General features: G+C 39.0%; 12 protein-coding genes. 3 read left to right on the top strand and 9 right to left on the bottom strand.

What is annotated here, in order from left to right; translation table 11 throughout:
• Window positions 1–10: 10 nt before the first annotated feature.
• Window positions 11–628: a TVP38/TMEM64 family protein gene (locus AC6JAD_RS12700; RefSeq protein ID WP_461303577.1), complete on the top strand. Its 618-nt coding sequence runs from the start codon at window positions 11–13 to the stop codon at window positions 626–628.
• Between the two features lie 9 nt (window positions 629–637).
• Here AC6JAD_RS12700 and AC6JAD_RS12695 read toward each other — a convergent pair whose 3' ends face one another.
• From AC6JAD_RS12695 to AC6JAD_RS12670, 6 genes are all read right to left on the bottom strand, one after another.
• Entirely contained in the window at window positions 638–1,048 is a 411-nt protein-coding gene (locus AC6JAD_RS12695; RefSeq protein WP_461303576.1) for a hypothetical protein, read from the bottom strand.
• Window positions 1,049–1,079: 31 nt separating this feature from the next.
• On the bottom strand, window positions 1,080–1,910 hold the full coding sequence (locus tag AC6JAD_RS12690; RefSeq protein WP_461303575.1) for a cyclase family protein: 831 nt from the start codon (window positions 1,908–1,910) through the stop codon (window positions 1,080–1,082).
• Between the two features lie 126 nt (window positions 1,911–2,036).
• Complete coding sequence (locus AC6JAD_RS12685; RefSeq protein WP_461303574.1) at window positions 2,037–2,639, bottom strand: hypothetical protein; 603 nt, start codon at window positions 2,637–2,639, stop codon at window positions 2,037–2,039.
• A gap of 87 nt (window positions 2,640–2,726) precedes the next feature.
• Window positions 2,727–3,479, bottom strand: coding sequence for a DUF5995 family protein (locus AC6JAD_RS12680; protein ID WP_461303573.1), 753 nt, complete (start codon window positions 3,477–3,479; stop codon window positions 2,727–2,729).
• Between the two features lie 48 nt (window positions 3,480–3,527).
• Window positions 3,528–4,250, bottom strand: a complete 723-nt coding sequence (locus tag AC6JAD_RS12675) for a tetratricopeptide repeat protein (protein WP_461303572.1) — start codon at window positions 4,248–4,250, stop codon at window positions 3,528–3,530.
• Window positions 4,251–4,272: 22 nt separating this feature from the next.
• A complete protein-coding gene (locus AC6JAD_RS12670) occupies window positions 4,273–5,193 on the bottom strand; it encodes a YitT family protein (RefSeq protein WP_461303571.1) in 921 nt (306 codons plus the stop codon).
• Window positions 5,194–5,400: 207 nt separating this feature from the next.
• Between AC6JAD_RS12670 and AC6JAD_RS12665 the strand changes: the two genes are divergently transcribed.
• Together AC6JAD_RS12665 and AC6JAD_RS12660 are read left to right on the top strand one after the other, a co-directional pair.
• Window positions 5,401–6,219, top strand: coding sequence for a GLPGLI family protein (locus tag AC6JAD_RS12665; protein ID WP_461303570.1), 819 nt, complete (start codon window positions 5,401–5,403; stop codon window positions 6,217–6,219).
• A 45-nt stretch (window positions 6,220–6,264) separates the two neighbouring features.
• Complete coding sequence (locus AC6JAD_RS12660) at window positions 6,265–8,979, top strand: carboxypeptidase regulatory-like domain-containing protein (RefSeq protein ID WP_461303719.1); 2,715 nt, start codon at window positions 6,265–6,267, stop codon at window positions 8,977–8,979.
• Between the two features lie 8 nt (window positions 8,980–8,987).
• Here AC6JAD_RS12660 and AC6JAD_RS12655 read toward each other — a convergent pair whose 3' ends face one another.
• The 3 genes from AC6JAD_RS12655 to AC6JAD_RS12645 form a co-directional block, all read right to left on the bottom strand.
• Entirely contained in the window at window positions 8,988–9,563 is a 576-nt protein-coding gene (locus AC6JAD_RS12655) for a hypothetical protein (protein ID WP_461303569.1), read from the bottom strand.
• Window positions 9,564–9,692: 129 nt separating this feature from the next.
• Window positions 9,693–11,342, bottom strand: coding sequence for a serine hydrolase domain-containing protein (locus AC6JAD_RS12650; RefSeq protein ID WP_461303568.1), 1,650 nt, complete (start codon window positions 11,340–11,342; stop codon window positions 9,693–9,695).
• A gap of 74 nt (window positions 11,343–11,416) precedes the next feature.
• Window positions 11,417–12,586: a helix-turn-helix domain-containing protein gene (locus tag AC6JAD_RS12645; RefSeq protein ID WP_461303567.1), complete on the bottom strand. Its 1,170-nt coding sequence runs from the start codon at window positions 12,584–12,586 to the stop codon at window positions 11,417–11,419.
• Between the last annotated feature and the right edge of the window lie 208 nt (window positions 12,587–12,794).

Raw genomic sequence — 12,794 nt, 5'->3', positions numbered from 1 at the left:
ATTCTGTAGTTTGAAAAAAATAATCATTCCATTCCTGTTTTTTGCCACTGCCATTATTGTAGTGTTTTTGGTCTTTGGAAATTTAGAGCAGTATTTTCAAACACTTTTGGAAGAGGCTCAAAGCAGCACGTCTTATTACAGCTTATTGAGTTTTGCCATTTTGTGTTCAGATATTATACTACCAGTGCCTTCTAGCATTGTCATGCACTTCAATGGAATGGTGCTAGGAGCACTTTACGGTGGACTTTTATCATTGGTTTCGGTAATGATATCCTCCGTACTGGGGTATTATTTGGGAAAATTTACGAGATGGGGTAAACGAAGCCAAAAAGATGCCTCGGGAGTCTCATTTCTACATAAATATGGTGTTTTTGCCATCATAATTTCAAGGGGCATTCCTATCTTATCTGAAAGCATCGTATTGTTATGCGGTTACCACAGAATTAATTTTAAGACCTTTATTATTTATAGCCTTATAGGATATATACCCGTTTGCTGGATCTATGCCTACTTTGGAAGTTTGTCGAATGATCTGTTTTTAATTGCAGTATCTGTTTCCCTTCTTATTTCGGTTATAACATGGTACATTGGAAAGCGAATGTCCCTGCACCCTAGCTCTAAAGTTTAGCAAAGAAGGTTACTCAATTCGATTTAAGCGTATTGAATTTTCACTGTCGAACCCTGTAGGTCTTGGCCCATTAAACCCAATGGCCAATGTCATACTGTCTTCATCGGTAAATTTTAGAATTCCAAGGAGGCTCCTTTGTTCTTTTGTTTCGTGTTTGGTTACTACAAAATCTACCTCTACTGGATCCACATTAGAGTTGATTTTATATTTCATGGATCCTTTTTTGCCATCCAATTCAAATTCTTCTCCACCATACCGCTGTCCAGCAACTTCAAAGTAAGCAAATCCATTTTTTTGAAAGACAATTAGACCAATCTCTCCTTGGTCTTCTCCCTCCCATTCACCAATTAGATCGTATTGTATATTGGCGGTAAATGATACTAAGGGAAGTAACAATAGGGTTAAAAACAAGTTTTTCATGTACATCGTGAGTGTTGATTCTATTTATAAATTATTCTTTGATGAGGGCAATGATTCGAAGGGGAGCTCCGCTACCCCCTTTTATTTTCATGGGCAAGGCGATTACCTCGAACCCTTTTGCGGGTAATTCTTCCAAATTCGTCAAATTCTCGAAAGCAGGTATATTTTCGGAAAGGAGAATAACATGACTTTCAAAATCTTGGGATTGTCCAAAATCGATACTTGGAGTATCCAAACCAATCGCATGTACATTTCTATTCTTCACCAACCAATCTGCTGCTTCAGGGGAAAGTCCAGGAAAATGCAACAGTTTCACGGCTTCTTCCCCTCGCTGATCCGTCCCCAAATACTTCAGTTTATCCGGATAAAACTTGGAGTACCCTGTATATAATAGGATAATACTTCCATCGGGAATGGTCATTTGTTCCTTCGTTTCCCAATCGGTAAAGTCTTCTATACCTACCTCATAATCGGGGTTGTTGGCAGCTTTGGCAGACACATCGATTTTAATGGCGCTCCCCACTAATTTTTCTAATGGGATTTCATCCACCGATTGCTTTCCTTCGGCAAAATGAATGGGTGCATCGATATGAGTTCCTCCATGCTCTGCAGTGGTAAAGTTATTGGCAGAATAATAATATCCTTTTTCGGTATGCCCTTCAAAAACCGTGTCCAATTCAAATTCCTTGGCCGTTACCCAGTATATGGTTTCCCTAGAATATTCGTGGGAGAGATCTACGATTCTGGTTTGCATTACCTCTTTAGTGGGTACTTCTTTTTGTTCAGCCTTATCTCCACATCCAAATACAAAGAACAAAATCATTAGTAGGGAACCGAAATAAGGGATTCTTAGTCTATTCATAATATAAGATCGTTTAAGTAGCAAAGTATTGCCTCGCTTTTGTGAAGTTACTAATTCCTAGGAAACCAAAGGTTCGTCAATTCCATTAAATCTTTAAGGCAAGGGGATTAGTAAACTTTTCGCTGCTCATTCATCCTGAATCTTGGTTGTATGTTCTTTAATAAGTTTGTTCAATCTGGGTTGTATGATCCAAATACCTATGAAATAAAACCACAATAAGAAAAATTCCCCGATGTAATCGCCTGAATGTGCTTTTCGTTGCAGTTCTGCCGTTTTAATGGTTCTAGCCACAAAATACAACTGATAAAACATGCAAAACATGGCAAATAGATGCAATGGAAATATAATGGCCATACCAATAGCAGGACTGAATCCGCTATCGGCCAAATTGAAGAAAGAACCGAATACAAAAAATATGAGCAGCAGTATATAGACAAAAGGAAATAGCAAAAATAATTTGAATTTTTTAGTACTAAACCTCAACTCTACTGGGATCATTTTCTGGAGTCCCACACCCATGGACCACATCCATCCAAAATAAACACTGGAAAAAATAAACATCGTAAGAGGAAAGAACAGCAGATCGGTTATTTCATAAAATGATCCTACTGGCCCTTCTGAAGAGGAAAACACCATAGACCCCATAAAAAATAACTGTAGTGTCAAGGGAATTCCTAGCATTGCTAAAAACAATTGCCAATGTTTGGCTTTTAAGAAGGTATGTATCATAGGTTTTTGGTGGATGTTTAAAGGTTATACATTATACGAGTATGCAAATACCACGTTTTTGTTACAAGCACTATCCAACAAAAGTTATTAAGCCAACAGGGCATTGATTTTATCTGCAACGCTACCGCGTTCCCCAAACCTGATGATCCTAAATATAAATCGTTCTACCCTTCCGGGACGTACAATAGAATGCCCCAATTTCGCAATTTTAATATCCCTTCGGGCAATGAGTTCATCGAGAGAGGTATCCCCGCTTCTAAAAACCAATTTATTGGCAAACAACCAAGCTCCTTCCCTAGCGATATTCATGCTAAAGTTGACTAGGAAATCGTCTACTTTCTTAGAAACCTTGAGTATCCAAAGTAGAAAGGGCCAAATTTCTGCCAGGTCATTTTGTACTTCAGCGACCAATGCTCCCAAAATATCATTGATTTTATTAAAATCCCCTTGCAAATCATGTAGGGTATTGGTGTTGGTTATTTGAGCTGCTGCTATACCCAAATCTAAATTGATATGGGCATTCATCCCAACCAAAAGATGCTGTAGTACGATGAGTTTATTGTTTGTGGAGGACTGCATGGCAACTTCCCAGGATTTTGTTGTTTCCCTACCTGCTTTGTACTCTGTGTAGGCAGCAAGGTACCTATTGGCGAATATAACGTCCAACTCCTCCATACGGGCGTCATCATCGAAATAATGCTGTCCCAGTTTCGATTTTACCTGCTTGGTTACTTTTCTATACAGTGCCGCGAAGTACCCCAAAGTACTTTCTTCCTCCTTGGATTCTTGAATGATCTGATCTAAAAAGGCAATGACTTCGTCTATGGTGGTTGCGATCATGGTGATAATTTATTTCTTGATTTTGAAAGGACCCGTTTGCAATTCAATTTACTGTTCCTTCAACATTCTTCTGATCACCATTAGGTTTATTTTCCCAATTTCACGAAAAGCACCAATATCATCCGTAGAATTAATGGTTTCCTCATACAATGGAATTGCTTTTTCGTACTCACTATTCAAGTCGTATGACCAACCCAAGAAGAACTTGGCTACAAGATTATCGGGATTAATTTCCAAGCATTGTTTAAAATCGGATTTAGCGGCTTCTATATTATCTAAAGCCAAATTATGCGCTCCCCTTTCCCATAAAAGGTTATCATCTTTTGGTGCGTTTGAAACCAACTGGCTTAATGAATCCAGTTTTTGTTCGGTAATGTCCCGACGCATGTTTTTGTGCATCAATGCACGCAATCCTTGCATGACATTGTAGTAGGAATCACAGTTATACACCAGTCCTTCCTGCATGTCATTGAATAACTTTCTGCCATATTCCATCCCCAATTCGTAGGCATTACTAGCAGTGGTATCTATCTCCTTGGCAATGGCGGCTTCTATTTCGCTCTCCAATTTTACAAATGGCTTATCGAAACATATATCCAACACATCCAGATTATTGGTTTCATTGAATCTAGGCTCTTGCTCCACAAAACACTTGCAGACTTCCGTTTCAATTTTCTCCTGTATCGTTTGTCCGATTATTATATGTGACAGGACAAGGGCCATTATGGTAAGTGCATTTCGCATAAGTGTTTTGTTTAGTTCGTATGTCATGGGCAACTAAGGTATGAATTATTCAATCGTCTCCCAATCCATTTGAATCCTTCCCCTTTTTTAGATTAGGCTTGGGTGCCAACTTCTGCAATCCCTTTTTCGACAAAAACTTGGTGTATATCCCTCCCCTAATGTTATTCACATCGAATTCAATAATAAAGGCTTTCTCGTCAATAGAATCGATCAGGTTATAGGTTCTTCTAATATCTATTCTATTGATTACCGTATGGATAATGTCCTTATCGGATTGGGTTCCTCTTTTACCAAATCCTCCGGATCCCTTATATAAGGTGGTCCCCGTTCCTACAATAGCTATCAATTCTTTATTTATAACCTCCACTTTTTCGGAAACGATCATAAGCCCTACATAATCCTCGAACCCTTCTATCATGAGATCGATCACCTTGGCCGTAACAATAAAAGTAAGTATAGAATACATGGCCACTTCTAATGATAATAACAATGCTGTTAAACTGAATAATATGGCATTGAATAGAAGGATCACTTTCCCGATGCTTATTCCCAAACGTTCGTTTACAAAAATCCCCAGGATTTCCGAACCGTCCAATACGGCACCATTTCTTATACTCAATCCAATTCCGGCACCCAAAAAAAGCCCTCCGAAAATGGCAATGAGGAGTTTGTCATCGGTAATGGCCTCAAAATTTTCAAAATGGATCATGATCGCAAGGGAGATGATGGCTATAATCGATTTTACGAAAATCCGCCTAGACAAGGTAAACCAGGCCAAAATGAAAAACGGAATACTAACCAGCAAGAGAAAATACGATATATCGAAGTTATATAACTCGCTCAATAATATGGCAATTCCAGTAGCTCCACCATCTAAAAAACCATTGGGAAGTAAAAACATTTTTAGTCCTACACTGGCCAGTAGAATACCCAAGGCTATTTGAAAAATCTCTGAAAGGGTTCGTTTCATATCCTGTTAGTTTTATTTTCCCAGCGGACTTATCAAGTTGAGAATCCAAGGTTTTAAGACTGCCAAAAGCATGGTTGTTCGTATATCCGCACGCCTTTCAAAATTATTGTTTAGGAATGCAATTTATGTTAATGTTTTTACAATTCATTCAATATTGTTTAATCTTTTATTAGATTCGTTAAACAATATAATTTTAACGCAACTGTCATGAAATCAATTTACTCTAAGCTTTTAGTGCTCACATTTGTCTTTCTTGTGTCCTTTTCCCCAAGCACACAGGAGTTTCAGGGCAAGGCTTACTACTTCTCAAAATCCAAAATGGAATTGGGAAACTGGGGAGCGCGAATGAGCGAAGCACAAAAGAAACAGGTCTACGCCAGGCTTAAGAACAGATTGGAAAAAACCTACGTATTGGATTTTAACAAGGTGGAATCTGTATTTAATGAAGAAGATCAAGTAGATGCTATTTCAGGAGCTACAGACACATGGGGAAGTAATTTCTCAAGGGGTGAGCAATACAAAAACGTAAAGGAAAATCTATTGGTTCAGAGTCAGGAATTCTACGGAAAAAAGTTCTTGGTCAAGGATAAGTTGCAAAAGATTGAATGGAAAATGGGTTCAGAGTCCAAGCAAATTGGTAATTACACCTGCTTTAAGGCCATGGCTTCTGTTCCCACCACAGAACTTACTTGGTATGACTTCTCCTGGGGAGACCTAAGGGCTAAGGAGACTTCAAACGAATCTGGAGAGCCAGAAATAGCCATGACCGAAATAGAAGCTTGGTATACGCTTCAAATACCAGTAAGTCATGGTCCAGGTGAATATTGGGGTCTTCCCGGTCTTATTTTGGAGGTAAGCGCAGGTACTACTACCATGCTCTGCTCCCGAATTGTTATGAATCCCGATGAAACCATTAAAATAAAGGCGCCGGATAAAGGAAAGGAAATTACAAAAAGTGATTATCAGACCACCATTCGTACAAAAATGAAGGAAATGAGAGACAATCGAGGCAGAAGAAGAAATTAACCTGTTCTTGATAAATATTCTACCATTCCTTGACACCATTCCATGATGAAAAAACTAGGTTGTATTGTTCTATTACTAGTTGCCTGCAGCTCATACGCTCAAATTAAATTGCAGGGCGTTGTAAAAGATAGCATCAATGCGCCACTGGAATTGGCCAATGTCGTTGCTATAAACGCTGCCACCAATGCATTGGAATCCTATGGTATTACCAATGAACAAGGAAAGTTTTCATTGGAACTAGAAGTAAATAGCACCTATAAAATGCAGGTGAGTTATGTGGGTATGAAAACGTATGAAGAAACACTCACCACCCAGGAAAACGATATTACCAAAGACTATACCCTTCTATCGGCCAATACCTTGGATGCCGTAGAACTTGTTTACGAGATGCCTGTAGTTGTAAAAGGAGATACCTTGGTATACAATGCGGATTCTTTCAATACCGGTACCGAGCGTAAACTCGGTGATGTGCTAGAAAACCTACCAGGTGTGGAAATTAATGAAGATGGGCAAGTAGAAGTTGAAGGTAAAGTCGTTAATAAACTCATGGTTAATGGAAAGGATTTTTTCGATGGTGACACCAAATTGGCGACCGAGAATATCCCCTCAAGTGCTGTTTCCAAAGTACAAATTCTTCGTAATTATTCTGAAGTAAGTCAAATGGGCAGCGTTAGGAATAATCAAGACAACGTTGCCTTGAACATTAAACTGAAAGAAGGAAAGGAAAACTTTTGGTTTGGAACAATTGCCGGTGGCGGTGGTGCTTCGCCAGATAGCGAGCTCTATCTCCTTCAGCCAAAGCTTTTTTACTACAGCCCAAAATACAGCATTAATTTTATTGGTGACCTCAACAATACAGGTGAAGTGGCATTAACTCGACGGGACATAAGGGGATTTGGGGGTGGCTTTCGCACACCCAGCCGAAGTAGTGGGACGGATATAAACCTTGGTGATAACAGTTTAAGTTTCTTGACCAATCAAGGTAATGCGTTGGAGATAGAAAATAAATTGGCAAGTGGTAATTTCAGTTACTCCCCTAATCCTGGTTTGGACTTGAGCGGTTTTCTTATTTTCAATAGCAGTAGGATACTATCCAAAGAAACCAGTTTTATACAATACACCGACCCAGAATTGGGCATTCCAGATGAAGCTACGGAACAAAGAAGCCGAGAGCGTTCCGATCAGGGCTTAGTAAAACTAAGTGCGTCCTACCAACCCAATGTGAACAATCAATTGGATTACGATGTGTTAGGGCGTATTTCGAACGATTCACAAACGCAACGTTTTTTCTCCTCTGTCATTGGAAATACTGACCAATTGGATGAGGTTACGCCTTACAGCATAAATCAGAACCTCAATTATTATTACACCCTAAACGAGGACAACATTTTTGCTTTCGAAGCACAGCATCTAATTAAAAACGAAGACCCATTTTACAATGCGGTTTTGGTCAATGATCCCGATGCAGAGGATACCTTCGATACCACAGCGGAAGCTTTGGGGCTGGACACCACATTACCCAATTATGATCTTGGGCAGAACCGACGGATTCAATCCAATCAACTAGATGCCAAACTGGATTATTACCATATCCTAAACCAACGAAGTAACCTCAATATTACGTTGGGAACCATACTGAGTCGTCAGGAATTTAACTCCAATATCTTTCAGTTTTTGGAAGATGGATCACAATTGAACCCCGTACCTTCCATTAACAACGGGAGGGCTACCAACGACACCCAGTATAATTTTAGTGATGTTTATTTAGGGGTGCATTACCGCTTTAAATCGGGTAAGTTTACCGTTACCCCAGGGTTTTCGGTACATGCTTATGGCAATAAGAATAGTCAGTTTGGAGAAACATTTAAGGACAATTTCTTTCGTGTTTTACCGGATTTCGAAACAAGAATTCAGTTTAAGAAAAGTGAGGCCCTTACCATGCGTTATGAAATGCGCAATCAGTTTACCGATGTAACACGATTGGCGCAAGGACTGGTACTGAATAATTTCAACAACATACAATTTGGTGAGCCCGATCTTCAGAATGCGTTATCCCATAATATAAGTTTGTTTTATAGAAGCTTTAATCTATTCAATTATACCAATGTTTTTGCCCGGGCTTCGTATTCCAATAACATAGACCAAATACGTAATCTAACCGATTTTGAGAGTGTTATTCGAACCAGCACTTTTTTCAACTCAAATTTTGCCGATGAGAATGTAAATGTCTTTGGCCGCGTGCAGCGTACGTTTGGTAAAATACGGGCGAGCCTAAATGCCAGCTTCAATTACAGCAAAATCAATCAGTTTATACAAGGGCAGCGTTCCCTTAATGAAGGCTATACACAGACCTACACGCCCGGAATTCGCACGAATTTCAAGATTGCCCCCAATGTAAGTTTCAGGTACCGTTATAGCGTAACCAACAACAATCAAGGAAGTCGTGAGACGAAATTTGTTACCAATGCACCATCGGTAGAGTTCGATGCCTATATCTGGAAACGGGTGACACTACGTTCCAATTACAGTTATACCAATCAGGATTTGGGCAATGGTGAATCGCAATCCTTTCAGAATTGGGATGCAACGCTATCCTACAGGAAAAACAGGGATGCCAAATGGGAGTATGAAATAAGGGCTACTAATATTCTAAACATCGATTCTCAGGTCAGGAACAGTGCGAACAATATTTCCGTATTAACATCGGAAACCTTTATTCAGCCAAGGTTTCTCACCGTTAAGCTTATTTATACTTTATAAAGCAGGAATTACTTAGTTTTCAAATTCTTCAAAACATCCTCCACGTTGGGCATGTTTTCCAAATGGCCTTTAATCTTCATATAAATATCCTCGAAAGTGGCTTCGTAGTTTAGCACTTTTAAGGAATATTCGTAGGGATATAAGGACAGTACGGCTCCATTTTTATCGTATTTCAGTGTCATGGATCGTAAGGGGAATTCAGGAGTGTGATCTTTATACATCTTGAATCCAAAATTTTGAATCATAAATTCGCTAAATGCGGTAGACAGTGTTGCCACTACCATACTGTCTTCCATCTGAAATGCCTTGCAGTACATCTGGAACCCCATACCATCTTCTACCGCCTGGTCTAAATTGGTTGGATGATTGATGGGCTCCTGAACCTTTCTTTCCATTTTATTATCTACGAAATAGCTTTCAATCATTTTTGAACTTCCATCCAACAAAGTTTTGTCCATCTGTTCTTCTGTATAGCGCTGGTCGAAATATTCCTTGGTAGCGATTTCGTTCACTTGGGCCCTTTGGCCCCCTTTATTCTTGGTGTCTTCTTTTTTGGAGGAAAACAATTTTTTGAAAAAATTCATGTACAATCTTTTTAACAACGAGTCATGGCCTTGTGCGAGAATCACACAAATTCCTTGTCAAATTAAAAAGAAATATTGGTTTGGTCTATGGAGCGATGAACTAATTCAATTTTTTAGACCGATGCTGCCTCATATTTTACGGAAGAATACGTTTTTGATTCGTCCATTTTCAACCAATAATCCATCAACACGACCTTTTTTATTTCTTCTGAATTTGATCTCGTAAGAATCCATCCTCAACACATCTTTTAAAAGCAACTCAGCAGCCAATTCCTTTCCATCCTTAGTTATCGAATAGAAAGTATCTTCCACATGTTTTATGGAAACCCGGGTGTCTGTTTCGTCGTTATAATAGGATCCATCGAAATTGCTGTCATGGGTGGTATCCCCAGTGAAATCAGGAAGTTTTGTTCCGGTGTTGGGTGGTTGGGACGAAAGATAAATGGTAAAGCTAGCATTCCCATTTTCATCTTTGGTAAAATTCATTTTCAAGTCTTCGAAAGTTTCATAATAGAATAAGCCTTCGTCCTCTTGAATAAGCCTTACCGGATCACGTTGATAGATTTCCCTATAAAGTGCTCCTTCCTTTTCTACTATTTTTATAAGGGTGTTGTCCTGGGTTAGGTAATTTCCTGTGATGCTTTCCAAACTTGCCAATTTTTGAATCTCTTCGGGTCCAGCTGGATATTCCCTCATTTCTTCGTTCAGGTTCAAGGTTATATCTGCCAATTGCTTGGCCAAACTATTCGAGGATACCTTACCGCTATTGGAAACTACCACAATGGATGTTTTCTCTTTGGGAAACCGAAGGAAAGTAGCACTATAGGCTCCTGTACTACCATCGTGATAGGAATATTCCAGCCCCTTATAAACGGCAAACATGAGGCCGTGCCCATATTCGGTTGTAGATACCCCAGGAATTCTAGCTTGGCTTGCAGAGAGGATAGTAGTCGATATGTTATCACCATCGTTGTCCTGAACGATTTTTTCCCATTGCAATTGATCACGAAGGGTTGTAAACAACCCGCCGTCCCCATGTATTTCTGTAATGTAAGGATATTCAATCCAGCCGTTCCAATTTCCATACGGTCTTGCCCTATTGGGAACTACAGCCATATTATTCGTTAGGAAAGCCGTTTCCTTCATTTGTTGGGCTTCAAAAAACCCAAGGGCATATTCACCGAAGTTTTTGCCAGATACCCTTTCAACGATCTCTGCTAACAAAATATAATTCGAATTGCTGTACAAATATTCCGTGCCCGGTTTAAAATTTAAATCGGTCTGGTTGGTTATTAGCTCAATCGCATCGTCATTACCCACAAATAGTTTCCACCATGTCTGGCCTTTTAGCGACCATAAATAGTGTACATCCCTAATGCCGCTTGTATGCGATATTAATTGAGAAATCGTAATGGTTTCGTCAATATCGTTGTACAATTCGGGAAGATATTTACGGATATCATCGCTTAATGTAAGCGAGTCATTTTCTGCCAATTGCAATATGCATAGGGCGGTATACTGTTTGGCATTGGAAGCAATATTGAAACGGGTGCTTTTATTTATTTCGGTACGGTTTTCCAGATTTGAGTACCCTCTGTATTCTTCATAAACTATATCCCCGTTCACTACGATCCCAACGGCCAATCCTGGTGATATTCCATTTACATTTTGTTCTACGGCTTGAGTGAGGCGTATTCTTTTGCCTTCATCCAACTCCTGTGAATTCACAGAAAGGGTTGTAATTAATGCGATTGCCAATACTATGCTTCTTTGTATCATGTAGATTTATTTTTGACACAAAAAAAAGATAAGGGATCCATAAAATCGTTCCAAATGACCATTTGGCACCAATTTTAGAGCACCTTTTTTGCAATGTATTGTTTAGGTGTTAACGAAGTATGTTTCTTGAATGCCCTATTGAAGGTAGTCTTGGAATTGAACCCGCAATCTAGGGCAATACCCAACAGAGTGCTTGTTTCGTGCTCTCCTTTTTCAATCTTTTGAATGACCACTTCCACGCGCTTTTGGTTGATAAAATCGTTGAAGTTCATCTGAAAGCCTGTATTTATAACATTCGAAATCACATTTCGATTCGTATTCAAATAAGAGGCCACATGTGTTAGGGTAAGATTAGGGTCCGTGTACATCTGTTCTTCTTCAATCAACGAAAGTATCTTTGTTTTCCATTCCTCCATATGCTTCTTATCATTTTCCGAACTTTCAATTGTTGACGATCCTTGGTCATGTTTAATAGGCTGGTTATTCTCATAGGATATGGCTGCCCTCATGGTGTTGGAATACCCAGCAATGGCAATAAAGAAAAAGAGTATGGAAAACCAGAGATAGTACCAATATTTGCTTCCAAATTCTCCCCACTCCGGGTTTAGAACGAAAAAGAGCACCCTAAGGACGAGGATAAAACTGAAAGCTATCATATAATGACTTATCCAATTAAACAGTATCGCATCGGCATAACTCACCTCTTCTACCACTTGCTTTCTGTAGTTTTTATAAGAATTAAGGCTTAAGACCAAATAAAACAGCATGGATATCAATCCTGCCATTTGATACCAAAAATCCAAATCTTTATCCCTTCCATCTGCATAAAAATAGAATTCATCCAAAATCCATTTGTCGGTTACAAACACAATTAGACTATATATTAAATAGATGGCCGCTGGCAGAAAGTGAACTAGGTGCTTTCTTGTAATTGAAAAGTCCTTATACAAAAGGCTCTGGGTATAAAAGAAAATAACGGGGCCAATTAAGAAGAGTTGCTGAAAAGGGACGAAGAACAAAAATTCCCGATAACTTTTTATGGAATACCACCCCGCATAACCAAGCATGAACGGACAAATATATAGGCCGCACAACAGAATAAAAAGACCCAACCATTTACTTTCGGTTCGGTTCTCACCAAATCCTTTTTTAAGCAATAAAAATGAGAATATGACCGCATTGAAGAAGAATATCAGTAAAACAGAACTTTTCTGGTTAAAGTCGAAAAATAAAATATCGTCCAATGGAGTACCGGTCTTTTTTTGGGTTTTAATTTGCGCTCATTACAAAGTTATGAATAATCGTCATCTAATGGTGCGATAATTCCCCATGGTTGACACCTATTCCTAAAAGAATAAAATGATCGTTGCGAACCATTGAGTTGAAAAAAATAGAATTCCAAAAAAGCATTCATTACATGACTTGCCCTTATTTTTGAAAAGCTAGGCAAAA

The sequence above is a fragment of the Aureisphaera sp. genome (assembly GCF_059726885.1).
The sequence above is the reverse complement of the archived record's forward strand: the minus strand, read 5'-3'. Positions and strand labels throughout refer to the sequence as shown.

What these genes read in the sequence shown, in the direction of transcription:
- AC6JAD_RS12665 (WP_461303570.1), top strand. Translation starts at nt 5,401, where the DNA reads ATGAAATCAATTTACTCTAAGCTTTTAGTGCTCACATTTGTCTTTCTT.
- AC6JAD_RS12690 (WP_461303575.1), bottom strand. Translation starts at nt 1,910, where the DNA reads ATGAATAGACTAAGAATCCCTTATTTCGGTTCCCTACTAATGATTTTG.
- AC6JAD_RS12670 (WP_461303571.1), bottom strand. Translation starts at nt 5,193, where the DNA reads ATGAAACGAACCCTTTCAGAGATTTTTCAAATAGCCTTGGGTATTCTA.
- AC6JAD_RS12660 (WP_461303719.1), top strand. Translation starts at nt 6,265, where the DNA reads ATGAAAAAACTAGGTTGTATTGTTCTATTACTAGTTGCCTGCAGCTCA.
- AC6JAD_RS12695 (WP_461303576.1), bottom strand. Translation starts at nt 1,048, where the DNA reads ATGAAAAACTTGTTTTTAACCCTATTGTTACTTCCCTTAGTATCATTT.
- AC6JAD_RS12675 (WP_461303572.1), bottom strand. Translation starts at nt 4,250, where the DNA reads ATGACATACGAACTAAACAAAACACTTATGCGAAATGCACTTACCATA.
- AC6JAD_RS12655 (WP_461303569.1), bottom strand. Translation starts at nt 9,563, where the DNA reads ATGAATTTTTTCAAAAAATTGTTTTCCTCCAAAAAAGAAGACACCAAG.
- AC6JAD_RS12650 (WP_461303568.1), bottom strand. Translation starts at nt 11,342, where the DNA reads ATGATACAAAGAAGCATAGTATTGGCAATCGCATTAATTACAACCCTT.
- AC6JAD_RS12685 (WP_461303574.1), bottom strand. Translation starts at nt 2,639, where the DNA reads ATGATACATACCTTCTTAAAAGCCAAACATTGGCAATTGTTTTTAGCA.
- AC6JAD_RS12680 (WP_461303573.1), bottom strand. Translation starts at nt 3,479, where the DNA reads ATGATCGCAACCACCATAGACGAAGTCATTGCCTTTTTAGATCAGATC.